Genomic DNA, 26,163 nt, shown 5'->3' with positions numbered 1-26,163 from the left:
GTCAGCGTGCTCCTTCCATAACCTGCTCATAGGTCTGTTCCCAGACTCCAGGAGCGTTGAAATCAATATTGTTGGTTTCGGCTTGTGCCATAGCTTGTGTCATAGCAACGAATTGACGAGGCACCACATGGGTGAATCGAGTTCGTGCGGTCTTCCAGTTATTGAGCAGTTCTTGGGCAAATGCTGAATCAGTTTCAGCAGCATGCTGTTCAATAAGCGACTTCAACGTTGCCTCTTGCTCGCTACCCTGTTCAATTGGCTCAAACAGTAATGGGCCACGAGCTGCTGCAGGGTTAACTTTCGTCATATCGAGATCCAGCACATAAACATGGCCACCTGAGAAGCCTGCACCAAAGTTTCGTCCTGTTGGACCGAGAATGACGACAGTGCCACCAGTCATATATTCGCAACCGTGATCGCCAACGCCTTCAACAATCATTGTGGCGCCGCCATTACGCACGGCGAAGCGTTCGCCTGCACGACCGGCTACGAACATTTGGCCAGAAGTTGCACCAAATCCAGCGACGTTACCGGCAATAACATTCGAGTGAGTGTCGAACGTGGACTGTTCGTCGCTACGAATAACGATGCGGCCACCAGACAGACCCTTACCCGCGTAATCATTGACCTCACCGAACACACGTAAGGTTTCACCGCGAGGAATAAACGCACCCAACGACTGACCACCGGAACCATGCAGCGTCAGATCGATAGTGTTCTCCGGAAGCCCCTGCTCGCCGTACCGCTTAGTAACTTCGTAGCCGAGCATGGTGCCCAGCGTACGATTCACATTACGAATCGGAAGCTCAATATGCACTGGTTCCTGATGCTCAAGCGCACATTCAGCCAGTTCAATGAGTTCATTATCAAGTGCCTTCTCAAGCTCATGGTTCTGCTCAATTGTCTTATGTAGAATCGTGCCTGGAACAGGACCCGGCTGCATCAGCACATGCGTTAAATCAACACCAGCAGTTTTCCACTGCTGAATAGCCTCGTTACGATCGAGACACTCTACATGGCCAACAGCTTCTTCAAGCGTATGGAAGCCAAGCTGAGCAAGCAGCTCACGTACCTCTTCGGCAATAAACATAAAGAAGTTAATAACCGATTCCGGCTTGCCAGCAAAACGCGCACGCAGCTCTGGATCCTGCGTAGCAATACCTTGAGGGCATGTGTTCTTCTGGCAGACGCGCATCATAACGCAGCCTTCAACAATAAGCGCAGCTGTTGCGAAGCCGAATTCTTCAGCGCCCAACAGTGCGGCCACCATAACATCACGGCCCGTTTTGAGCTCACCATCACACTGCACGGTAACGCGAGAGCGCAAGCCATTAAGAATTAACGTCTGCTGTGTCTCGGAGAGACCAATTTCCCAAGGCGTACCAGCATGCTTAATAGCGTTCAGCGGGGCTGCACCTGTACCGCCGTCGTATCCAGAAATCAGCACAACATCGGCATGGCACTTGGCCACGCCTGCGGCAACAGTACCAACGCCAAACTCGGAGACGAGCTTAACGTGAATGCGAGCCTGAGGATTTGCATTCTTCGCATCATTAATCAGCTGCTTCAAATCCTCAATCGAATAAATATCATGATGAGGTGGTGGCGAAATAAGTTCCACACCAGGCGTTGCATGGCGAACATGAGCAATCCATGGTGGCACCTTGGCACCCGGCAAATGGCCACCCTCACCTGGCTTAGCGCCCTGTGCAAGCTTAATCTGCAGATCAGTTGCGTGTACCAAATAATTACTCGTTACACCAAAGCGAGCCGATGCAATCTGCTTAATCTTGCTGCATCGCAGTGGATCGTTGAGACGGTCTTCGGACTCGCCGCCCTCACCAGAATTCGAACGTGCACCAAGCGTATTCATTGCAATGGCAAGCGTTTCATGAGCCTCTTGGGAAATAGAGCCATAGCTCATAGCACCCGTTGAGAAGCGCTTCACAATCTCCGTTGCCGGCTCGACTTCGTCCAGTGGCACTGGTGGACGCGTCGACGTCAATTCCATAAGGCCACGCAATGTCATCAAGCGATTCGATGTGTCATTAATATGATGCGAATACTGCTTAAACATTGCATAGTCGCCACGAGCAGTAGCTTGCTGCAGCAAGAAAATAGCCTCAGGATCATTGAGATGATCTTCACCGGTACGACGCCACTTATAGTTACCACCGGTTAACAAATTCCTATGCGGACGAGCTGTCCACTGTTCTGGATAGGCCACACGATGGCGAATAGCTACTTCTTCAGCGAGTATATCAAGATCCGCACCACCAACGCGCGATACCGTGCCCTCGAAATACTCGTCAATCAGATCAGCATCCAAGCCAACAGCTTCGAAGAGCTGTGCACCTCGATAGCTCATAATCGTGGACACACCCATTTTGCTCATAATCTTGAGCACACCCGTTGCCAGCGCAAGCTTCAGATTACGCACAGCAGTTGCTGGATCCACAGTAATATAGCCATTACGAGACAGATCTTCTACCGATTCCAACGCCAGATATGGATTCACCGCAGCTGCACCATAAGCAATGAGCAATGCCACATGATGCACTTCGCGCACATCACCAGCTTCAACAACCATCGAGATTTGCGTTCGCGTATGTTTGCGCAGCAAATGATGCTGAACAGCTGAGGTCAGCAGCAGCGACGGAATCGGAGCCCATGTGTGATCCGAGTTGCGATCGGACAAAATCAGGAAGTTACTCCCCTGCTCAATAGCCAGATCGATCTCTTCGAAAATCTCGTCGAGACGAGTTTGCAGAGCATGACCACCGCCTGCAACTTGATATAAACCACGTACCACAAATGGCTTGTAATAGCCGTTCACAATACGAGCTCGATCTAGTCGCTTGAGCTGGCTCATCTGTACTGAGTCAAGTACTGGTTTGCCAATAACAATTTTCTTCGCATGCAGTTCGCAATCATCCAGCAGATTTGGTTCGGGGCCAATTGCTGATTCAAGCGACGTAACGATTTTCTCGCGTTCCCAATCAAGTGGCGGGTTCGTCACCTGAGCGAACTTCTGCGTAAAGTAATCGAACAGCATGCGGCTGCGCTTCGACAGTACAGGTATTGGGGTGTCATTACCCATAGAGCCCAATGGTTCTTTACCTGTTTGTGCCATTGGTCCCAAAATGATTTTCAGATCTTCTTCGGTATAGCCAAATGCACGTTGACGACGCGTAACAGAGTGGTTCGAATAATTAATATGCTCACGCTCAGGCAGATCCGTGATCTGCACAGTATTATTCTCAACCCACTCGCGATACGGATGCTCATGTGCCAGCTGCTGTTTAATCTCTTCATCGCTGATAATACGGCCTTCTGCCGTATCAACAAGGAACATGGCTCCTGGTTCAAGCCTGCCTTTGGCGACAATCTGATCCGCAGGAATTTGTGGGAGTACGCCAGCTTCAGATGCCAACACAATATGGCCATCGCGAGTCTGTTGCCAGCGACCTGGGCGGAAGCCGTTGCGATCGAGTACCGCACCAACTTGCGTGCCATCAGTAAACACAATATGTGCTGGGCCATCCCATGGCTCAATAAGCGAATTATTGTAAGCGTAGAAAGCGCGCACATCTGGATCTAATGCCTGATTGCTCTCCCAAGCTGGAGGCACCATCATTAACACAGCATGTGGCAATGAGCGGCCAGCCAAGTTTAGCAGTTCCAGACACTCATCAAACGTGCCTGAATCCGAATATCCTGGCGTATCAATTGGCAACAGCGGCTTCAGATCGCCTAACAATGCTGAACTCAGCATGCCTTCACGAGCCGAGAGCCAATTGCGGTTACCTTGAATCGTATTGATCTCGCCATTGTGTGCAATTAAGCGGAATGGCTGTGCTAGTGGCCATGAAGGGAATGTATTCGTGGAGAATCGCGAATGCACAATCGCGACGACCGCCTTCATACGCTCATCAGAGAGATCTGGGAAGAATGGGCGCAACTGCATCGTGGTCAGCATGCCTTTATAGGTCAGCGTACGCGAGCTCAGCGAAGCGAAGTACACACCAACTTCGTGTTCAACACGTTTGCGCACACGGAAGGCTTTTCGATCGATTGCTGTACTGATCTGCTTTGTTGTCGCAGTATTGGCCTGCTGTGATGTTGCAGTATCAGTTTGTTGATCAGTTACTGCGCCTTCTGCGTTAACGAGTACGAGCATCTTAAATGCTGGCATACTCGCTAGTGCTTGCAAGCCAAGACCATCAGGATTCGTAGGCACAGTACGCCAAGCAGCAACGCTGAGCCCCTCTTCCTGTGCAATTTTGGCAATGGCTTGTTCTTGCTGGCCGCAGACACTCAAATCACGATCCAAAAATGCAATACCAGCAACATACTGTCCTGCTGCGGGCAGCGGCGCATCAATAATCGCATGCATAAACTCATCAGGCATGCTTATTAAAATGCCAGCGCCATCGCCGGTGTTTTCTTCAGCACCAACAGCGCCTCGGTGATCCAAATTCACTAACACTTCAATAGCATCATCAATGATGCGGCGCTCTGGTACACGATTCAATGTGGTGACCATGCCAACACCGCAGGCATCATGTTCTGCGCGTGGATCATACAGACCTTGCGGATCATGGGCTGTTAAATCGAGCGGAGCCTTCAACGTCACCGCGATCACCTCTCTCTGAACGCCTTTGGGGTCCCGAGCAGTGGCCCCCTGATGCTTTTGCGTTCAAACATTAGTGAGAGTGATGTTTCGAGTTTTCCTCGCGTCCACATACCGAATCTCAGCGTGGACAAACTACGGACACACTAATAAGGCACCGATACAGCCGTGTTCTAGCCGTTTTATCATACGAAAGCCGGTCTGAGCACTCGCTCAAACCGGCCACATCATGCAATTGTTTCGGTTGCGTTTCGAAGCTATTTCAGCTCAGCCCAAATACTCCATTAGTTCCGTAATCATGGCGTCATTGAGCAAACGACCCTTACGCGTTGGCACAGCACGACCCTGTTCAAGAGCCGCAGCATCAAGCAATCCCTCATCAACAAACTGCTGCCAGATCGTCGACGGAATACGCGGATCAACCGTATTAATATCAAGGCCCTCACGAATACGCAAACCCAGCATCAACTGTTCTTCAGCCTGCTCAACTGGCGTAACTGTTTCACTGCCGGCCCATGGCACCTGATTGTCGAGAATCTTTCCGGCCCACAGCTTTGGATGAGGAATATCCCACGCACGCAAACCCTGACCATTCACATTGCCATAGTGCGAATGAGCACCCGGACCAATACCAGCCCAGTCCACATTGCGCCAGTATCCCAAATTATGGCGCGACTCCTGACCTGGCCTTGCCCAGTTACTGACCTCATACCACTCAAGCCCCGCGGCGGTTAACAATTCGTCAGCAATTTCATATTTTGCTGCTTCATCATCGTCATCAGGCTTTGGCAACGTGCCTGCTGCAATCTGTCGACCCATTTTGGTCGTTGCCTCAACCGTCAGTGCATAAGCAGAAATATGGTCAACGCCGAGATCAATTGCCGCCTGAACCGACGTCCTCCAGTCATCCAGTGTCTCGCCTGGCGTTCCATAAATCAGATCAACACTCGAGCGCAATCCTGCTGCATTGGCTGCCGCAATTCCAGCAGCAACATTCGCTGGCGTGTGCGTACGGTCGAGTGTTTTGAGCACGCGCGGCACAGCCGACTGCATGCCGAACGAAATACGTGTAAAGCCTGCGTCCGCCAGTGCCTGAATATAGTCGGCATCAACAGTATCTGGGTTGGCTTCAGTAGTGATTTCTGCTCCTGCAGCAATACCCCACGTATCGTCAATAGCCTGTACGAGACGAGCAAGATCTTGCGGCTTGAGGATTGTTGGCGTGCCACCGCCAAGGAACACCGTTGAAGCTGGGCCTTCGTCAACACCATGATCGAGTTGCCATTGCTTAACAATACGCATCTCATCAATGGCTAGATTTGCATAATTATCGCGAGATGCACCATTGCCAAGATCTACTGCCGTATAGGTATTGAAGTCGCAATATCCGCACCTACGCAGGCAAAAAGGCACATGAATATAGACTTCATACATAATTCAACTCTCCCATTACCATGGCACACCATAATTCGAGCACAACAGCCCGTAAGTACACAGAAGTTCTTGCAGTGAACCTACTGCAAGAACTCTGTTACCTCAACTCGTTATCAGCGAAAGCTATTCCTCAGCCCTCGGTCTTCTGAGCGGCACGAATCTTATCCTTCGTGTCCTTATCAGTGCCAGCATCATTAGTTGCCAATGCTGCAACGAATGCTTCCTGAGGCACTTCCACATGGCCGAGCATCTTCATGCGCTTCTTACCAGCCTTCTGCTTTTCGAGCAGCTTGCGCTTACGCGTAATATCGCCGCCGTAGCACTTAGCCAACACATCCTTGCGCAATGCACGAATGTTCTCACGAGCAATAATGCGTGAACCGATTGCTGCCTGAATAGGGATTTCGAACTGCTGGCGAGGAATAAGTTCGCGCAGCTTCTTCGTCATCATAACGCCATAGCTATAGGCCTTATCACGGTGCACAATAGCGCTAAAGGCATCAACCTTTTCACCCTGAATCAGAATGTCAACCTTGACGAGGTCTGCAGCCTGTTCACCATCTTCGTGGTAATCCAGTGATGCATAGCCCTTCGTACGGCTCTTCAACTGGTCGAAGAAGTCGAACACAATTTCAGCCAGTGGAATGCGGTAATGCATTTCCACACGTTCTGGAGACAGATATTCCATCGTGCCCATAATGCCGCGATGATCCTGGCACAGCTCCATAACGGCACCAATGAATTCCTTTGGCGTAATAATGTCAGCAGCAACCATTGGTTCCACGATGCGTTTGATCTTACCCTCTGGAAACTCACTTGGGTTCGTCACACGATGTACCGTGCCATCTTCGCTTGTCACTTCATATGGCACATTTGGTGCAGTTGAAATCAGGTCAAGGCCAAATTCACGGCTCAAACGTTCCGACACAATCTCCATGTGCAGCAGGCCTAAGAAGCCACAACGGAAGCCGAAGCCCAGAGCCACCGAAGTCTCTGGTTCATAAATCAACGCAGCATCATTGAGCTTAAGCTTATCCAATGCCTCACGCAGTTCGGGGAACTGTGCGTTATCAATTGGGAACAAACCTGCATACACCATTGGTTGTGGATCACGGTATCCAGGCAATGGCTCCGTTGCAGGATCCTTAGCCGACGTAATTGTGTCGCCGACCTTGGATTGACTGACGTCCTTTGCACCCGTAATCACGTAACCAACTTCACCAGCACCAAGTGCCTTAGTTGGCATCATTTCTGGGCTAATAACACCAATCTCAATTGGATCGTGCGTCATACCAATGCCCATCATGTGCAGCTTTTCACGGCTACGCAGTTCACCGTCGACCATACGAATATAGGTCACAATGCCACGATAAGAGTCATATACAGAATCGAAAATCAAAGCACGTGCAGGCGCCTTTGGATCTCCAGATGGAGCAGGAATATCGGTGACAATGCGATCGAGCAGCTCGGCCACACCCTCGCCTGTTTTACCAGAAACGCGCAGCACATCAGATGGATCACAACCAATAAGGCCAGCAATTTCTTCAGCATGCTTATCTGGCTCTGCACTTGGCAAATCGATTTTGTTGAGCACAGGAATAATCGTCAGATCATGGTCAATTGCCATGTACAAGTTGCTCAACGTCTGAGCCTCAATACCCTGCGTTGCGTCCACAAGCAGCACGGCACCTTCACATGCGGCCAGTGCACGGGATACCTCGTAGGTAAAGTCGACGTGGCCTGGCGTATCAATCATGCCAAGCGTATATTCCGTACCATCAAACGTCCATGGAACGCGCACTGCCTGCGACTTAATAGTAATGCCGCGTTCTTGCTCAATATCCATGCGGTCAAGGAACCTATCACGCATCTCGCGCTCAGGAACAATACCTGAAAGCTGCAAAATACGATCAGCAACAGTCGACTTGCCGTGATCAATATGAGCGATGATGCAGAAATTCCTAATCAGTGATTGATCAGTGAATCCTGGCTGGTTGTGCTGCGTGGCCACGCAATCCTCCTCAATGTGCTCTAGAACGCCCTTGATTGTAGTCGCTGCGTATGGAAAACATGCGCGCACCGAACATTACAACATTATCCGATATTCATGTTATTATCTCGAGATGTATGTCCTTATAGCACTTAGCCGTTTGGAGAATAGATAGTGGCAAACATTAAGTCGCAGAAGAAGCGCGTGCTGACCAACGAGAAGGCACACCTGCGTAACGTCGCCGTGAAGTCCGCGCTGAAGACCGCAGTGCGTCACGTCCGTGAGGCCATCGCCGCTGGCGATAAGGCTCTCGCTGAAGAGAAGTTCGCAATCGCATCGCGCGCACTCGACAAGGCTGCCAGCAAGGGCGTCATCCACAAGAACCAGGCTGCGAACCGCAAGTCCAGCCTTGCTCTTCAGATCAACGCTCTGTGACATCTGATCGGTTTTTACCGATAACGTCGTAGACAAGAGACCGGATTATGGCAACATGATCCGGTCTCTTTTTATGTCCAAGAGGCGCAAGCGAATTGGTGCTATAGGAAATAGTAGTGAATTGTTGTTATGGGGAGTTATTCATGTAACTTCCAAAATCCGGTCTCAGTTTCCTCATCGTATTGTTGGTAAATCGTTCCGCCCACTACTGGTTTGAGTGTGATTTCTGCTGTATAGAGCACAACAACTGCGTTGAGATGGCCAGCGGCAACTTCATGCCTCTCGCCTACTTTATAGGCAAACACACCATGGGAATGGTTCCGCAACTCCCCTGACTGATCGGTAATGATATTGCCAGTGAAACTTGCCAGTTCAAGCATTCCTTCAATAAGCCGAGTCTCGAAGGTTCCGGTCTGAGGTATAAATGTCTGAATTTCTGCGCTACTGCAGCCTCCGATTCCCGAATAGGTGCATGATGCAATGTGCTGTTCTTGACAGAGATTCAACAGGTTTGTGATTATTTCATCGCCCTTATCCATACGCACATAAAAGGTGTCACCATACTGCTGGTATTCCATACATTCCTCCTCATATCCCCGATTTGTTGAGTATATGGAATGAGCCCAGTCGCTTCGGACTGGGCTCATCTGGTGAACACCAATGTACGTCCTTACATTGGCGCGATAATTACATTGGCTTGCATGGCGCTATAGTCCACGATTGACTACTTGGAGTAATCTTGCCATCCCATAAATAATCACCATCGATAAGAAGTCCTTCTTTATCGACATGCGCATTTTGTGTTGCAGCCATGTCATCTGGTGGGAACTTATTACCGTGTACGTAACCTGGTCCACCGTTATTGAAAATAACGCGAATCGGATATGAACCCGATTGTTTGAGTATTTCTGGTGGAACCTCATACACATAATCAGCATTACCATCGCAAGTGCCAGGTTTATGCGTCATGAGCACGCCCGGCCACGGTGCATTTTCAATAACCTTTGGCGTAGCACCCTTGCTGTCAACATATACATATGCGTAGGTATTCGGCCATTTAGCACTTTGCTTGGCATATGCTCTGTAGGTTGAGACGATACTTGGATCTTGCTTAAACATCCTCACCGTATAGGTAATTGGAGTGTTATCAACAGCAGAACGTCCAGTAACGGTCACCGTAATATACTGCTCATAACCAGTTCTTGCACCGATTGTCACTGTCTGGCCATCAGTGAAGGTACCGGAGTCACCCTCACTTGTGGTATACCGTGCATCTGCAACGCTATCGGCATGCAATGTTACTTGTGTTGTATTGGTTTTGAAGGCTGTTCCATTTGATGCAATATATGCTACGCCATGCTTATTAGGCAAGCGGTTAAAGAATACCGAAATCTTGCCACCATGAGCAGTACCAGAAGTAATTACGTGATGCTTTACAGTCAACATGCCGCCATTAACTTGATCTATATATTCACCATCAGCAAGCTGTGTTTCAGTATTACTGAGGTCAACATCACTACCCATATTGGTTATTGCAACACCATCAGTAAAGCTGGATCCACCCTGCTGATAGCGCTCCACCATAAGGCACTGATTACTTCCACAATTGCGCAACTCTTCAGCATTATTTTCCATAGCATTACGGAAATGGTTCACTGCAACAACTTCTGGGCTTCTCCATTCTTCGTCGCCAGTGTCTCCCAACTGTGAGATCTCAGCGAATACTGGATTGCCTTGACCTCCAGAACCGGCAGGACGATTCAAGAATAAAGGCGCACCTCCGGCACGAGCACCAATAACGCCCCATCCCATGCGGATTTGCCAGGCATTTAAATAAGCCGAGGAATCAAACCATGTTGTTGCATAATTATCGTGTGATTCTACCCAAGTAACGAGTTGGTCGTCTCTAACATCGTTAATTCTGTAGCTTTGGATTTCGTTATGGTTCAGATCATTCTTCGCCAACATATTACGTAAATTCATACCGTAATCTGTTGGGGTTGTGGCACCACCATTCGAACTGTATTGATCAAAAAGTCTTACGTACGCAGGTACGTCAAGACCAGCATCAGGAGCCTGAATAACTTCCCCATATTGGAACTGTGCACCATTCTGCAGAATTGTTACCCAATAATTCGAGTACTGGCCTTTGAATTCGTAGGGAAGCTCAATAGATTTTGGAGCATCATAGCGCATACCGTCAGCACCATCGTTCACGGCAGCATCCAAGAAACGCGCCATTCTATCAGCCACAGGTTGTTTTTCAGTGTACAAATCCCATAGGCCTAATACTGGGCAATGTGTTACATTCCAGCGGTTGTTATAGTCCATTTCACCAATACATTTATCTGGATAGTAATGGAAGTTATCAAGACTGCGCCAGCTACCATCAATCGCTTTCCAATCAGAGGTGAAATGGTTGACAACAGCATCTACAATGACGCGAACACCATATTTATGAGCTTCTGCAGTCAGTTCTTGAAGTTCTTGCCTTGTACCTACGGCCTGACTTCCAAAATCAGTGTTAACTGGCTGATAAACGTAATACCAGTTCTCGGTAAAATGCTTGCGCCCATGTACGTCAGTTTTAGGTTCAACAATCTGGCTTACCGGCGGTGTTTGAACAGCTGTATATCCAGCTTCAGCGATGCTCCTCATATTTTGCTTAATCGTATTAAACGACCACATAAATGCATGCAATATTGCGCCATGCTTCATCTCTTGTGCTAAGCCATACGAGGTTCGGGCAGCTTCAAATGTGGGATTGCGCAAAGTGCGGTTTAAGCTCGTATTTCTATCATTAAAGGTCAACGTACTAGCCGCTTGTGCAGAAGAAGCAGCGCCTACTGTACTGCAACATAATGTGGCGAGTACTGCTGCAGATGCCATTGCTTGTTTCAAGAATTTCCGTGAATGCTGCGAGCTTGATTGAGGTTGCCGATGAAAGGCTGTACAGCTCATTGTTGATTTCCTACTAAGCCTGTACATAGTAGTATTCCCCTCTGTGCTCCATAGTAATCAAGACTTCACCAGTTCTTGTTCCTACTTCACTGAATTTTTCAGTTTGTTTCTTCACTCGTATTTTCTATTGAGTGCCGTTGCGGTCTTAGAACTGTTGAGGAACTGCTGGCAACTTATGTTTTCCGCAGTCCATTGTTTGTTAGCACGGTTCTTTGTGCTGCAATCTCTTGTGACCATGTCACAGTGAAAACTGATATTTCTATAGTACGGGATTCGGCTGGGTATCGCGGTGAACTACAAATGTACTGCGGGTAATCTCATGTTGAATTTTTCAACATTATCGCTCTAGTCTCAGCTTAAAGGCCTATAAGCTTATGGACTTGTGTTTTGCTTAGGTATATACTTCGACACGTACGTTTCGTACTACACAATGGTGCCCTATAACAAAAGTCTGTCGCTACATGTACTTCATTCAGCAAGTTACAACTAGTCAAAACACCTATTTCTAAATCGGACCTCGTTTTTATCTATATGGACAGAAAAAGAGCCTAACCATGGTTGGTTAGGCTCTTTATGTGACTAACAGCAGCAAGGTAGGACTCATTTTCTAGGCCATATACTGCAAGAAATTACGAAATATTATAGTTATTTCTTATGCGTATACCTCATGTCAGTAATTAGCCATTTTGAGTTTAAATATCTCATCTCCCTTAGGGAATTTATTGACATCTGAGAAATACGTCCACGTGCCCCTTTCCTCGTGCATGGTTCTCAGGTCTATTTTTTTCCATATGGTTGTAAAATCACCAGGGAAAGAATGCTGTGATTTGACCGGATCGTACACGCTCAGCAATTTAGTCATTGCGTTTCTACTCATCTGAACAACGTTGAGATCATACATTCTTTTGAATGCATCTGCTGCACAAAACTCGTATGGAGCAAGTTCCAGCCCATCGAATCCTATGTTACCTAAATATAACGAATGTACTCTGTAACAGCCAGAAAATGCCTGTTGTATACGCGCAATATGCTTTGCTTTTACGCTCGATATATCTATTATTTTGAGATTCTTACAACCCTGAAACATGCCTGCTATTGATGTAACTTCAGGCGTAGTTAAATCCCACCTCACTGATTCCAACGATTCACAACCTGAAAAGATACTCTCCAATGATTTTATGTCTGTATTTATGGCAGATCGAATTTCCATTGATTTGAGAAATTTGTTACCTGCGAACAAGCAGGTTATATCGACTGCACGCTGCTCTAGTTTGAGCCATGAAATATCAATCTTTGGCGAACGTGTTTGGGCAAACATATAACGTGCATCTATTTTTCTTTTTTTCAGATTGAGCTTGTCAAAATCAGCGGATTCAAGACTTGTTCCTGCAAACATTCCGATAAATCCTATTGGTTCCTCAAGCGGGATTTTAGAAAAATCTAAGTTTCCTAATCCTTCAACTTGCGTGAATTCAGAAGCATCTGCAAACATCCAATCTAGCAAGTGAGCGCCTTCCAACGTCACCTTATTCACGATAGTAGCTTTAAGAAGGGTCTTTTTGAAATAGTAATTAAAATATAAGAAGGTATGTTCGTTTGCTGGAACAGTGCAGGGTCCCTCTGTCGCAATAAATATATGCCGACTGCCATACGTATCATACGTATCCCATTTACAAGTGCCCCAAGACTTAGTAGTTGAGTCAATATAAGGCGAGGATATATTCGTACTGTCACCCGATGATGGAGTCTCGGAAAGCTCTCCATCCTCCGCCTGTGGAGCAGGTGCAGATTGTTCCTGTGAAATCTGATCAGTCGCAATAGTACGCAAAGGATTCGTATCAGCATATGCTGGACCAGCAACCGTCGATACGATAAGCACCACACATAGCGGCAACACCCAACTATGCTTCCGTATTAGCGTTCGTAAACTCATAATTTCTCCCTTGAAATACCTATGAGATCCAGGTACCGTTCAGTCCAGTCCTTAATCTCACCATAATGCAACACTCTTCTGTGGCACGCAGCATATGCAAATTGGCGCAATCACAGAGATATGCAAGATAGTTCCATCATAGATGATGAATCCCAAAATCTTCGCAAGCAGTAGGTGTACGACACATTACGGTTATCTAAACTCCACCTCTGCTTCTTCCTTCTAGAGAATCCCTTCAGCGCTCAAAAACCCATTCTTATTTTTGACCTACAGACACACATTTTGGTCTATAACCCAAAAGAGCCTAACCATGGTTGATTAGGCTCTTCATGTGATTAGCAGCAGCTAAGCAGGACTAATGTTCTAGGCCATCCCGCATAGACCATCCCGCAAGAAATTACAACATATTACAGTTATTACTTTTACATATATCGCGTCAGTAGTCAGTAATTGGCCTTTTTGAGTTTAAATACCTCATCTCCTTGAGGGAATTTATTAACATCTGAGAAATGAATCCATGTACCCCTTTCCTCGAACATGGTTCTCAGGTCTCTTTTTTTCCATGTGGTTTTAAAATCACCAGGGAAGGAATATGGCGCAGCAGCCGCATCATACACGCTCAGCAATTGAGTCATTGCGTTTCTACTCATCTGAACAACGTTGAGATCATACATGCTTTTGAATGCATCCCCTGCATAAAACTTGTATGGAGCAAGTTCTAGCCCATCGAATTCCATGTTTCCTAAATATAACGAATGCACTTTGTGACAGCCAGAAAATGCTACTTGTGTACGCGCAATATGCTTTGCTTTTACGCACGATATATCTATTATTTTGAGATTCTTACAATTCGTAAACATTCCTGCTATTGACGTGGCTTCAGGTGTAGTTAAATCCCACTTCACTGATTCCAATGATTCGCAACCTGAAAAGACATTATCCAATGATTTTATATCATGATTTATAGCAGATCGAATTTCCATTGATTTAAGAAATTTATTGCCTGCGAACAAGCCACTTATATCGGTTGCCCGCTGTTCTATTTTGAGATAAGAAATATCAATCTTCGGCGAACGTGTATCAGCAAACATACGAGATACATTTATTTTTCTTTTTTTCAAATTGAGCTTGTCAAAATCAGCTGATTCAAGGCTTGTTCCTTCAAACATTCTGATAAATTCTATTGGCTGATCAAGCGGGATTTGAGAAAAATCTATGTTTCCTAATCCTTCTACCTTCGTGAATTCAGAAGCTTCTGAAAACATTGCATTTAACGAATGTGCGCCCTGTATCGTCACCTTATTCCAGATTTTAGCTGAATGAAGTCCTATTCTTACAAAGTAATGATGCCATAAGAAACCTGGATCGCTACTAGGAACAGTGCAGGGCCCTTCAGCCGCAATATCTACATGACTGCCACCATACGTATTCCAACTACAAGTGCCCCAGTGCCCATAAGTTGGTTCGATATAAGGCGAGGATGCATTCGTACTGTCACCCGATGATGGAGTCGTAGAAAGTTCTTCACTCTCCGCCTGTGGAGCAGATCTCAAGGTCAGTTGGTGGCTCATCCGTTGTTGATCTTCATTCTCCGCCTGTGGAGCAGGTACTGATTGTTCCTGTGAAATCTGATCAGTCGCAATAGTACGCAAAGGATTCGTATCAGCATATGCTGGACCAGCAACCGTCGATACGATAAGCACCACACATAGCGGCAACACCCAACTATGCTTCCGTATTAGCGTTCGTAAACTCATAATTTCTCCCTTGAAATACCTATGAGATCCAGGTACCGTTCAGTCCAGTCCTTAATCTCACCATAATGCAACACTCTTCTGCGGTACACAGCATATGCAGCATGACACCATCACAGAGATATGCAAGATAGTTCCATCATAGATGATGAATCTCAAAATCTATGCAAACAGTAGATGTACGACACATTACGGCTGTCTAAACTCTACTTCCGCTTCATCCTTTGAGGAAACACCTAATGCCAATACCCTCCTCACTACATGAGATTGAATCTGCCTGATTATCCTTCCGTCATCATCTCCGGCCCCGTTTACCGTACGGTTCATAAACTGTATGTAGATTCAGAGTGATTACAGTAATGTGTTTATATGATCGAGCTCCTTCTATAACGGGTCAAGCTTTGTAGATATCGATGGTTAGTACCTGCGCTGAGGTCCATGCACAAATCTAAATCAACGTGAAAAACTTACAAAAGTGGGTACGTAATATGCCCCGTTCTATAATTCGTTACTTATTCTTAAGCAATAGTGACTTAGCAATAACGAATCCAAAAGGATATAGCATCCCTATTTTCATCCCTTTTAGTCACAGGTTAATCTTATGCATTACAGATAAAGAGCCTAACCATGGTTGGTTAGGCTCTTTATGTGACTAACAGCAGCAAGGTAGGACTCATTCTCTAGTCCATCTACTGCAAGAAATTACAACATATTACAGTTATTACTTTCGTGTATATCTCATGTCAGTAATTAGCCATTTTGAGTTTAAATATCTCATCTCCTTGAGGGAATTTATTGACATCTGAGAAATGCGTCCACGTGCCCCTTTCCTCGTGCATGGTTCTCAGGTCTATTTTTTTCCATGTGGTTTTAAAATCACCAGGGAAGGAATATGGTGCAGCAGCCGCATCATACACGCTCAGCAATTTAGTCATTGCGTTTCTACTCATCTGAACAACGTTGAGCTCATACATGCTTTTGAATGCATCCCCTGCATAAAACTTGTATGGAGCAAGTTCTAGCCCATCGAATTCCATGTTTCCTAAATATAACGAATGTACTTTGTGACAGCCAGAAAATGCTTCTTGGGTACGCGCAATATGCTTTGCTTTTACGCACGATATATCTATTATTTTGAGATTCTTACAATTCGTAAACATTCCTGCTATTGACGTGGCCTCTGGTGTAGTTAAATCCCACCTCACTGATTTCAATGATTCGCAACCTGAAAAGATACCGGCCAATGATTTTATATCATGATTTATAGCAGATCGAATTTCCATTGATTTGAGAAATTTATTACCAGAGAACAAGCCAGTTATATCGACTGCACGCTGTTCTATTTTGAGATAGGAAATGTCAATCTTCGGCGAACGTGTTTGGGCAAACATACGAGATACATTTATTTTTCTATCTTGCAAATTAAGCTTGTCAAAATCAGCGGATTCAAGGCTTGTTCCTTCAAACATTCTCATAAATTCTATTGGCTGATCAAGCGGGATTTGAGAAAAATCTATGTTTCCTAATCCTTCTACCTTCGTGAATTCTGAAGCATCTGAAAACATTCCATTTAACAAATGAGCGCCTTCCAGTGTCACTGTATTCACGATTGAAGCTTCATAAAGGTTCGTTCTGCGATAGTCAAGATCCCATAAGAAATTGCTTTCGGTACTAGGAACAGTGCAGGGCCCTGTAGTCGCAAGATATATATGTTGGCTGCCACCATACGTATCCCATTTACAAGTACCCCAATACCCAGAAGTTGGATCACCAGAAGGCGAGGATACATTCGTACTGTCACCCGATGATGGAGTCTCGGAAGGCTCTCCATCCTCCGCCTGTGGAGCAGGTGCAGATTGTTCCTGTGAAATCTGATCAGTCGCAATAGTACGCAAAGGATTCGTATCAGCATATGCTGGACCAGCAACCGTCGATACGATAAGCACCACACATAGCGGCAACACCCAACTATGCTTCCGTATTAGCGTTCGTAAACTCATAATTTCTCCCTTGAAATACCTATGAGATCCAGGTACCGTTCAGTCCAGTCCTTAATCTCACCATAATGCAACACTCTTCTGTGGCACGCAGCATATGCAAATTGGCGCAATCACAGAGATATGCAAGATAGTTCCATCATAGATGATGAATCTCAAAATCTTTGCAAACAGTAGGTGTACGACACATTACGGCTGTCTAAACTCTACTTCCGCTTCATCCTTTGAGAGATGCTCCCTTCAGTATGCAAAAGCCCCAAGCTTTTATAAGCCTAAACATAACAATGCTTATAGCTTCAAGCTTGGGGCAATGATCGTATGGACTGCAACCGGTCAGATCGCCGATATGTCAGTCGACAACTGTTAACGTGAAGATATGACCTGCATCTGGGAAATCGGCTTGGTTTCCCCAATGAAGCCAGAGTCTTTCCTCTTCCGTTTTTGTATTTGGATTCTCACCTCTCCACTTGGTCATCGGTGTGCCAGGGAACGTGCCTGTAAAGAGTTCCTGTGGATCATACAGATCGTTGAAGCGCGTGATGGCAGAACGCGTCAGCGTAATTTTCTTGACACCTGTTTGGTAGAACATGCTAGATGCAAGTGCAGGCTGCTGCAGTTGATTAAATTGCATATCCCCTAAATTGATTTCCTTCAGGTTAGGGCACGATCCAAAAACGAAACTACTTTCTGAAATGGCCTGTGCATGCATCTTAGATAAATCAACAGACTTGAGTTGCGGGCAATCTGCAAACATCGCTGCTATGTCAGAGATATCCTTTGCTTCAATATTCCAATCCACCGAAGTCAAAGCATAATCGCTCTCGAACATATGGGAAGTGTTCATAAGATCCTCTGCTTGCACCTCAGGCAACGTTATAGAAGTGAGATACCTCATATTCGCGAACATACCAGCGACACTATTCACATGCTTGTCGAACGGAATTTGCGAAGTATCGATCTCATCGCACACTGCACCATCTAATAAATGGGCCATGGAGATTTGATTATTCTCGATCTTGAGATTATTGAAATCAGCCTTTTTGAAATTCGTACCGCTGAACATACCTGCTATAGACAAGCCTGAACCTGTTTGCGAGAAATCAAAATTACCCATGCCTTTGAGTTCAGTAAATGCAGATGCACCCTTAAACATGTTCTCGAACTCGGTACCGTACAGCACCGTAATCGTGTTCTTTATTTCTGCAGTTTTGATTGCATGACGCGTTGCAATCTCATCGGCATCACCATTGAGGAAATTACCCTTATCAGGATCAACTTTACATGCGCCCGTTGTAGCGATACTCATCGCACCAGAATCTTCATCAAAGCTCCAGTCACAGGTACCCCAGCGACCAGCACTTAAAATATGTCCGGGTTCATCTTGAGCGACTGCCGTTTGTGCATATGCTGGAACGCCAACGAACGAGGTCACAGCAAGCAATGCACTCAGAGTAATGCCAATGCCCTTTTGGGCTACATGAGATTGAATCTGCATGATTATCCTTTCGCCATCATCTCCGGCCTCGTTTGTTGTACGGTTCATGAGATGTATGTAGGCTCAGAGTGATTACAGTAGTGTGTTTATATGATCGAGCTTGTTCTATAACAGAGCAAGCTTCGTAGATATCGATGATTAGTACCTGCGTTGAGGTCTATGCACAAGTTTAAATCAACGCGAAATAATTACAAAAGGGGGTCCGTAATATGACCCCCATTCTGAAATTCGTTACTTATTCTTAAGAATTAGTGATCTAGTAATAACAAATCCGAACGGATACAGTATCATTATTCTCTCCCCCTGTTTTGTTATTTACGGCCACAGAGTCAGTCTCATGTATTACAAAAAAGAAAAGAGCCTAATCTCAGCTGATTAGGCTCTTATTATTTGTGTTTTATTTCTGTGATACCTACAGATACCTGCTACTTACTCTTTGAAAGAGTATCAATCTGCTGAGCACTATAGGCTATGCCCGTAGCGCGTAGTATTGGACTGTTGCTCAGTGCTGACCTCGATGCGCCGGTGTGGCGTTGTTCTCGTCACTTAGTACTTTTTCTGAATCACCAATATCAGCTGTTCGCTCTTGTTCTGGAGTTGCAATGTTTGTTACATCGTCTTGATCAGCCGTTTCATTAACCAAAGCCTTAGCCTTGCGGCGTGCAATTCGGCCACTCAGAATCGTTTTATTACGTTGTAAAGCACCTGGTACTTCAATATCGAATTGCACGGATGCTAAACGCAGCAACACCACAAGCACAACAATGCCAGCATCGAGCACAAACTCCGTTTGGAAAGAGATGGCCTTGTACTGTTCAAGGCGCCATACAAAAACGGTGAAAATAGTACCAATAATGGCAGGCACAATATACCAGTGGCGATCGCGAATAATCTGAGGAACATCATTAAGTAACATGTCGCGAATCGTGCCACCACCAATTGCAGTGAATGTTCCAAGGAATACTGCTGTAATGCCAGACATGTTATACATCAATGCTTTACTAGCACCATTCACAGCGAACAAGCCAATCGATAATGCATCAATAATCAGCATTGTCCATTTGAGCTTATCGACTTCAGGATGAAGTAAAGCCACAAGAATGCCTGCAGCAAATGAAGTGAAGATGCTGCCAATATCAGAAACTCCAGCAGGTGGAATTGCACCGAGCATCAAGTCACGAATAATACCGCCGCCCAAGCCAGTTAACCAAGCTGTAATCATAATGGTTAACACATCGTAGTTCTTGCGAATTGCTGCAAGACCACCACTTAAACCGCAGAAGAAAATTGCGAGATACTCAAGGACTTGGAAGAACGGGCTCGTTTGTAATGCAATACCCACAGTACTCCCCTTGCTTCTTGCTCAATTACCTCTATAGCCAAGCACACCCTATCACAAGCGCGTCAACGAAATTCGCTTGAAGAAGCAAACAAGAAGAGGTAATGCGCAGCAGTTCAACTCCCCTGCAATTTGAGACTATGCAACGAATCTCAAAATTACAAGAAAAGTCACGCGATACGCATTACCTCTTCTGCATCAAAACCAGTGAATACTACTGAATACCAGTGCATACTGCTGAATAACAGCGCTTACTAGTAATGCCGATACCAGTAGATACAAGTACTACCAACTCCAATACCAGTAGATACGAGTACTACCGATGCCGATAGCAGTAGCTACTACTAGTGAAGTTTCTGGCTTTAGCAGACCTTCCACATCCAGTTGTGTGGATCCTCAATTTCACCGAGCTGAATACCAAGCAACTGGTTACGAATAGCCATGGTCAGCTCACCTGGTGCGCCTCCATTGACTTCAACATCAAAGGTTTCCGACTTAAAACGTCCGATTGGCGTCACGATTGCAGCAGTACCGCAAGCAAATACCTCAGTAACTTCACCCGAACGGATATCGTCGAGCAGCTGCTCAAGTGGGATCATCGTTTCAACCACATCACGACCCTGATCCTGCAGAAGTTGGATAATCGAGCGACGCGTCACACCTGGCAAAATAGTACCTGTCAGACTTGGCGTTTCCACATGGCCATCCTTGTGTACGACCATCATGTTCATACCGCCCAGTTCTTCCAAGTAAGTCTGTGTAGCAGCATCAACGAAGCAAACCTGCTCGCAGCCCTGCTCAATACCGCGATACTCGCCCAGTAGCGAGGCAGCATAGTTTCCACCACACTTGGCGTAACCAGTACCACCAGGGCCTGTGCGGAAATACTTATTCTCAACCCAAATACTGACTGGCTTAATCTCGCCTGGGAAATACGGACCGGAAGGCGATGCAATAACGCAGTACTCAACTTCCTGAGGAGCGCGCACGCCAAGGAATGGCTCGGAAGCGAAAATAAACGGACGCAAATACAGCGTGTACTCACGACGCTTAGGAACCCACTGCACATCTTGCATAGTCAGTGCGGCAACGGAACCAAGGAAGTCATCGATTGGAACTTCCGGCAGATACAGACGGCGTGCTGAGTTCTGCAGACGCTCAGCATTGGCATCTGGGCGGAACAGCCACACTGAACCGTCAGCGTGATGGTACGCCTTGAGGCCCTCAAAGACTTCCTGTGCATAATGCAGAACCGAGGCGCCTGGATCAAGCTTCAGCGGTGCATATGGCTCAATGCGGCGATCAGACCAACCCTCACCCTTCGTCCAACTCATATGAGCCATGCTGTCGGAAAATACCTGACCGAATGCTGGCTTATCAATGAGTTCTTCACGGCGTACATCAGAAACCCTATTTGGATGTGGCAGCACATGGAATGCTTCGGCAAGCTGCTGAAGCCGTGCAGGATCGTGGTGAGTGTTGTTCGTCATCAAACATCCCTTTCCTCATTGATGCGCGATCAAAAGCTGGCATCGGGCACATAGCATATTTGCATATACACAATGCAACATCAGACCACTGTTACACAAGCAACGTTGCTGGCCCTACGGGGTGTTCACCATGTGACCCAAAATATGAACATCATCGCATATACAAAAATTCCCCGCAAGCATGGCAAGCGGGGAATTTGTAAAAGATTTACGCGACTAAAACTAGTGCGTTATGCTCACTCAGCGTCAGCAGCTGGAGCTTCTGCAGCAGCAGCTGGAGCTGCAGCCACTGGAGCAGAACCTGCATCCTCAGGGACCTTGACGGAGACGATTGGCTCGGATGGATCAGCGATGTCGAGCTCAACGCCTTCTGGCAGCTCAAGGCCGTCAGCAGCAATGTGCTCGCCTTCCATGAGGCCGGTGACGTCAACGGTGATACGCTCTGGCAGGTTAGCCACGTCAGCGCGGACCTTGAGCATCTGCATGTCGACGAATGCGACAGCGCCGCCCTTAGGCTCACCCGTCACGAACACAGGGACCTCGACCTCAATCTTCTCGCCAGCCTTGACTGCGTAGAAGTCAACGTGCTCAACGATGCGCTTCACAGGGTTGCGCTGCACGTCCTTGACGACAGCCATAACCTGATCGTCGCCGTACTTCAGCGTGATCAGAGCGTTGGTGTGACGCAGAGCCAGCGTCGTTTCCTTCATTGGCAGAGCCAGGTACAGAGGCTGCTCGCCACCTGCGTACACGGTTGCAGGGATGAGCTTTGCCACGCGCATACGACGAGCTGGGCCCTTGCCAAACTCGGTACGGAGCTGGCCTTCAAGAGTAATGGTGTTGTTTGCCATAATATTTGTTCCTTTCGTGTGGTTTCAGCGCATCAACGAGCCGAAAGCACACCGGAACGGAATGCCTTCGCGCCTAGTCGATTACGGTTCACCGCATTTGTGCGGATTCCCCTCGCCAAAGCAACTGTTCTACTGTAAAGAAACTCGTAGACAAATGCAAGAAAACCACTATGAAGGGCCGTGAGGCCGAAGTGGCCTCACGACTAGAAGGACTTATGTACGATCCTTCAGATGTTTACTTACGGAGGCAACCGTAAGCGTGAAAATTCCAACATCAACATAGGTTGAGTCAGACTTCACTATGGTCACAATCGCTAGGATTATGAGCAACATCAGAACTGGGCCACAATAGAGCCCTTCTTTATATTTTTTCATATTGTTCCTATACGTAAGGCCGCGCCGCGTTGTTCAGCGCGGCAACGTCACTTTCCGTATAGAAAGCGGTCTCAATACCCCGGCTAAAAGGCACATCGACAAAGGCTATTGTATCGACTATGATAGGGATTGTCAGTAAAGGACGGCTACCACTTCAGTGGCGTTGTTCGTAATCAAGCTGTAGTGGCCTTCGCTGATGTGATTTTCATATTTTTCCTGTACATACAGGTTTTTTGAGGCTGGTTCCCTACTTTGGAAACCAGCCTCATTGCTATTTCGCTCATCGGTATTGCAAGCCGCTGCAGAGCATCTCAACCAGTATTGATTAGCACTGTAGTACTCGTAGATGTAGCTGCCATTATTTTTTTGGATATAGCAGCATTACTTGTAGATATAACGGTATTGCTTGCAGATAGAGCAATATTGCTTATGGATATAACAATGCCCCTTGATTCTGCTGTAGATATCTACATGGTCAGAATCAAGAGGCATTGCTGATACATCAGTTGCTGAGTTCAGCGGTGTTTAGTTCAGCAGTTCCTTTACTGCCGCAATAACAGCCTGAAGGCCATCCTTTGCATCACCAAACAGCATCTGCGTATTGTCTTCGAAGTAGAGCTCGTTCTCGATGCCCGCGTAACCACGACCGCGGCCGCGCTTCATAACGACTACGTGCTGTGACTTATCGACATCGAGAATTGGCATACCGGACACTGGCGTACCAGGCTTGCGTGCGGCCGGGTTGGTCACATCGTTAGCACCAACGACAAGCGACACATTAGCCGATGGGAACTGCGGGTTGATATCGTCGAGATCAACAAGCTCCTCATATGGCACATTCGCTTCTGCAAGCAACACATTCATGTGGCCTGGCATACGGCCTGCAACAGGGTGAATTGCGTACTCAACTTCAACTCCGTGCTCCTTGAGCAGCTCACCCAAATCAGCAAGTTCACGCTGCGCCTGAGCCTGAGCCAAACCGAAGCCAGGAACGAAAATAACCTTATCGGCGTAGACAAGCTGCACGGCCACATCGTCTGGCGTGGTTTCCTTCATCGTGCCTTCTGGACCATCAGCAGAACCAGCTGCTGCATCGGAACCGCCGAAACCACCAGCGAGCACTGACAGCAGCGGACGGTTCATAGCCTTGGCCATCAGTACCGACAGCGTCACACCTGCTGCACCAACCAGTGCACCAGCCACAATCAAAGCAACGTTATCGATTGCCAAACCAGACATAGCCACTGCCGTACCCGTGCAAGCGTTAAGTACCGAAATAACCACTGGCATATCGGCGCCACCGATTGGAATAACGAACACCAAGCCGTAGCACAGTGCGAATACCGTGGTCAGAATGCTCCACAGCAGACGCTGATCTGGAGCGACGCACAGCATAACAAAAGAAGCGATTGTCAGTAAGGCAAACAGCACGTTCCAAACGCTCTTGCCTGGCAGCGACATCTTCTTTACGAAGCCAATGCCCTGCAGCTTACCTGCTGCGATCAGCGAGCCAGTGAAGGTCACCGAACCAATCAGCACACCAAGGCCTGCCGTAATCAGCACCACGAGCGAAGGCTCGTGCTGGCCTGCGAGAATATCATTCAAAGCCACCAAGGCTGCTGCACCACCACCGACGGTGTTAAACACCGAAACGAGCTGTGGCATGTCAGTCATCTTGACTTTCTTGGCCGAAACAACACCGGCAACGGCGCCGATTGCTATGCCAGCAATCAACACTACGACGGCGATTGGGCTAATAAAGCCCTGCATAAATAACACAATAAACGCCATAACACAGGCGATGATCATGCCATAAGACGAGATGAAATTACCCTTTCGCGCAGTCTTAGGTGAGTTCATGAAGTGAAGACCCACCACGAACAACACTGCCGAAAGCAAGTACACGAACCAAGCAACAATGTCGAGCGCAGAAGCAGATGGCTGCTCAACAGTAAGTTTTTCAATGACAAGCATAGTTTACTTACGCACCCTTCTTCTGATCTGCTGACTTTGATTTATCCGACTTGAACATCTCCAGCATGCGGTCGGTAACCACATAACCGCCGACAACGTTCATCGTGCCGAGTACAGCGGCCAAGAAAATGAACACGTACGAAAGCCAGTTATCGGCCGTAGCGGCCACAATAACGACACCGACAATAACGATGCCGTGAATCGAGTTCGCACCTGACATCAGTGGTGTATGCAGTGTTGCTGGCACTTTGCCAATAACCTCAATACCAATCAGCAGTGCGAGCACGAATAAGGTAATAGAAACCACTAAATCTGGCATGGCTTACTCCTTCGCTCCTGCGACAACCATCGCTTGATCGATTTCATCAGTCATATCAATGGACAGCTGACCGTCCTTAATGAAATGAGTCAGAATATCGGCAACATTACGGCTCAGCAGATTCGATGCCGTTGTAGACACTTCACTAGCCAAATATGGAGCACCAATAACGGTGACACCACCATCAGTGATCTGTGTGCCTGGAGTTGATCCTTCAACGTTGCCGCCGAGCTCACTAGCGGCGCAGTCCACAATGACGGCGCCACGGTGCAAGCCTTGCACACCCTGCTTGGTCAGCAGCACAGGAGGCTTACGACCTGGCACCTTAGCCGTCGTAATAATAATGTCGAACTGCGTGGCCTTCTCATCCACAGCAGCCTGCTGAGCAGCCTGCTCCTCTGGCGTCAGCGCACGAGCGTAACCGCCTTCGCCCTGACCCTTCGAGAAATCAAGACCGAGATCGAGGAACTTGGCACCAAGCGACTCAACTTCTTCTTTCGATGCTGGACGTACATCATATGCGGTCACCACAGCACCCAAACGCTTTGCCGTACCAATGGCCTGCAGACCCGCAATGCCAGCACCAAGAATGAGCATCTTAGCTGGGCGAATCGTGCCTGCAGCCGTGGTCATCATTGGCAGGAATGAGCCATATGCATTCGCTGCTTCGAGCACAGCCTTGTACCCCATCACCGAGTTCTGAGAGGTCATCTCATCCATCGACTGAGCGGCACTGAGCTGGCGAGGCAGTCGTTCAATAGCAACTGCGGTTAAGCCATGTGCTTCGAGATTGCTGATATAGGCTTCGTCGGTAAACGAACCGAGCATGCCAATAACCCATGTGCCTGGCTTGAGCTGTTCAATAACTTGCTCAGAAGGACGATCCACGAATCCAATAGCATGAGCCTGCTGAAGAATTTGCTGTGCAGAAGCAATGGTTGCACCTGCGGCCTCGTAATCGGCGTCCGTATAGAACGCTTTTTCCCCTGCTCCCGATTCGATGAGGCAAGATACACCTGCTTTACGCAAGCGCGTGACGATATCGGGGGTTAAGGCAACACGGCTTTCGGTTGCTGACGTTTCGTCAAGCACACCGAAAAGCACACGGCCTTCTGGTTGTTCAGCCATGAGAACCCTTTCTTCGCACCCCGAAGGGGGTGTTGATTATTCAGCGCACTACTGT

At 47.2% G+C, this 26,163-nt stretch carries 16 protein-coding genes; 1 reads left to right on the top strand and 15 read right to left on the bottom strand.

From position 1 onward, the window contains the following. Position 1 precedes the first annotated feature (1 nt). The 3 genes from gltB to lepA form a co-directional block, all read right to left on the bottom strand. Complete coding sequence (gltB, locus tag D2E26_RS02820) at positions 2–4,645, bottom strand: glutamate synthase large subunit (protein ID WP_420897186.1); 4,644 nt, start codon at positions 4,643–4,645, stop codon at positions 2–4. Positions 4,646–4,900: 255 nt separating this feature from the next. Further along, on the bottom strand, positions 4,901–6,067 hold the full coding sequence (gene hemW, locus D2E26_RS02815; RefSeq protein WP_125963152.1) for a radical SAM family heme chaperone HemW: 1,167 nt from the start codon (positions 6,065–6,067) through the stop codon (positions 4,901–4,903). Between the two features lie 130 nt (positions 6,068–6,197). Further along, positions 6,198–8,078 (bottom strand): translation elongation factor 4, encoded by a 1,881-nt coding sequence (gene lepA, locus D2E26_RS02810; RefSeq protein WP_125963151.1) that lies wholly within the window; start codon positions 8,076–8,078, stop codon positions 6,198–6,200. 153 nt (positions 8,079–8,231) lie between these two features. Between lepA and rpsT the strand changes: the two genes are divergently transcribed. Beyond that, positions 8,232–8,492: a 30S ribosomal protein S20 gene (gene rpsT / locus D2E26_RS02805; protein WP_125963150.1), complete on the top strand. Its 261-nt coding sequence runs from the start codon at positions 8,232–8,234 to the stop codon at positions 8,490–8,492. A 137-nt stretch (positions 8,493–8,629) separates the two neighbouring features. Here rpsT and D2E26_RS02800 read toward each other — a convergent pair whose 3' ends face one another. The 12 genes from D2E26_RS02800 to D2E26_RS02745 form a co-directional block, all read right to left on the bottom strand. Next, positions 8,630–9,070: a PPC domain-containing DNA-binding protein gene (locus D2E26_RS02800; protein ID WP_125963149.1), complete on the bottom strand. Its 441-nt coding sequence runs from the start codon at positions 9,068–9,070 to the stop codon at positions 8,630–8,632. A 109-nt stretch (positions 9,071–9,179) separates the two neighbouring features. Continuing rightward, positions 9,180–11,393 (bottom strand): alpha-amylase family glycosyl hydrolase, encoded by a 2,214-nt coding sequence (locus D2E26_RS02795; protein WP_164515835.1) that lies wholly within the window; start codon positions 11,391–11,393, stop codon positions 9,180–9,182. A gap of 730 nt (positions 11,394–12,123) precedes the next feature. Continuing rightward, on the bottom strand, positions 12,124–13,386 hold the full coding sequence (locus D2E26_RS02790) for a BspA family leucine-rich repeat surface protein (protein WP_125963147.1): 1,263 nt from the start codon (positions 13,384–13,386) through the stop codon (positions 12,124–12,126). A gap of 443 nt (positions 13,387–13,829) precedes the next feature. Then, positions 13,830–15,143, bottom strand: coding sequence for a BspA family leucine-rich repeat surface protein (locus D2E26_RS02785; RefSeq protein WP_125963146.1), 1,314 nt, complete (start codon positions 15,141–15,143; stop codon positions 13,830–13,832). A 740-nt stretch (positions 15,144–15,883) separates the two neighbouring features. After that, positions 15,884–17,140 carry a BspA family leucine-rich repeat surface protein gene (locus D2E26_RS02780; RefSeq protein WP_125963145.1) on the bottom strand — a complete coding sequence of 419 codons (1,257 nt, stop codon included), beginning with the start codon at positions 17,138–17,140 and terminating at the stop codon, positions 15,884–15,886. A gap of 346 nt (positions 17,141–17,486) precedes the next feature. Further along, on the bottom strand, positions 17,487–18,632 hold the full coding sequence (locus tag D2E26_RS02775) for a leucine-rich repeat protein (protein ID WP_164515834.1): 1,146 nt from the start codon (positions 18,630–18,632) through the stop codon (positions 17,487–17,489). A 502-nt stretch (positions 18,633–19,134) separates the two neighbouring features. Continuing rightward, entirely contained in the window at positions 19,135–19,974 is an 840-nt protein-coding gene (locus tag D2E26_RS02770; RefSeq protein WP_125963143.1) for a trimeric intracellular cation channel family protein, read from the bottom strand. 359 nt (positions 19,975–20,333) lie between these two features. Beyond that, on the bottom strand, positions 20,334–21,461 hold the full coding sequence (locus D2E26_RS02765) for a branched-chain amino acid aminotransferase (RefSeq protein WP_125963142.1): 1,128 nt from the start codon (positions 21,459–21,461) through the stop codon (positions 20,334–20,336). Positions 21,462–21,697: 236 nt separating this feature from the next. Next, on the bottom strand, positions 21,698–22,312 hold the full coding sequence (locus tag D2E26_RS02760; RefSeq protein WP_125963141.1) for a 50S ribosomal protein L25/general stress protein Ctc: 615 nt from the start codon (positions 22,310–22,312) through the stop codon (positions 21,698–21,700). 900 nt (positions 22,313–23,212) lie between these two features. After that, entirely contained in the window at positions 23,213–24,661 is a 1,449-nt protein-coding gene (locus D2E26_RS02755) for an NAD(P)(+) transhydrogenase (Re/Si-specific) subunit beta (protein ID WP_125963140.1), read from the bottom strand. A gap of 7 nt (positions 24,662–24,668) precedes the next feature. Beyond that, positions 24,669–24,980 (bottom strand): NAD(P) transhydrogenase subunit alpha part 2, encoded by a 312-nt coding sequence (locus tag D2E26_RS02750; RefSeq protein ID WP_125963139.1) that lies wholly within the window; start codon positions 24,978–24,980, stop codon positions 24,669–24,671. Between the two features lie 3 nt (positions 24,981–24,983). Next, positions 24,984–26,108 carry an NAD(P) transhydrogenase subunit alpha gene (locus D2E26_RS02745; protein ID WP_125963138.1) on the bottom strand — a complete coding sequence of 375 codons (1,125 nt, stop codon included), beginning with the start codon at positions 26,106–26,108 and terminating at the stop codon, positions 24,984–24,986. Positions 26,109–26,163: the final 55 nt, after the last annotated feature.

This window comes from Bifidobacterium dolichotidis (genome assembly GCF_003951975.1).
In the GTDB taxonomy this organism is placed as follows: Bacteria; Actinomycetota; Actinomycetes; order Actinomycetales; family Bifidobacteriaceae; genus Bifidobacterium; species Bifidobacterium dolichotidis.
This window is presented reverse-complemented; position numbering and strand designations above follow the sequence as displayed.

Coding starts and splice junctions, on each gene's coding strand:
- hemW (WP_125963152.1), bottom strand. CDS start 6,067: ATGTATGAAGTCTATATTCATGTGCCTTTTTGCCTGCGTAGGTGCGGA.
- D2E26_RS02800 (WP_125963149.1), bottom strand. CDS start 9,070: ATGGAATACCAGCAGTATGGTGACACCTTTTATGTGCGTATGGATAAG.
- D2E26_RS02790 (WP_125963147.1), bottom strand. CDS start 13,386: ATGAGTTTACGAACGCTAATACGGAAGCATAGTTGGGTGTTGCCGCTA.
- D2E26_RS02785 (WP_125963146.1), bottom strand. CDS start 15,143: ATGAGTTTACGAACGCTAATACGGAAGCATAGTTGGGTGTTGCCGCTA.
- D2E26_RS02780 (WP_125963145.1), bottom strand. CDS start 17,140: ATGAGTTTACGAACGCTAATACGGAAGCATAGTTGGGTGTTGCCGCTA.
- D2E26_RS02775 (WP_164515834.1), bottom strand. CDS start 18,632: ATGCAGATTCAATCTCATGTAGCCCAAAAGGGCATTGGCATTACTCTG.
- D2E26_RS02765 (WP_125963142.1), bottom strand. CDS start 21,461: ATGACGAACAACACTCACCACGATCCTGCACGGCTTCAGCAGCTTGCC.
- D2E26_RS02760 (WP_125963141.1), bottom strand. CDS start 22,312: ATGGCAAACAACACCATTACTCTTGAAGGCCAGCTCCGTACCGAGTTT.
- D2E26_RS02755 (WP_125963140.1), bottom strand. CDS start 24,661: ATGCTTGTCATTGAAAAACTTACTGTTGAGCAGCCATCTGCTTCTGCG.
- D2E26_RS02750 (WP_125963139.1), bottom strand. CDS start 24,980: ATGCCAGATTTAGTGGTTTCTATTACCTTATTCGTGCTCGCACTGCTG.
- D2E26_RS02745 (WP_125963138.1), bottom strand. CDS start 26,108: ATGGCTGAACAACCAGAAGGCCGTGTGCTTTTCGGTGTGCTTGACGAA.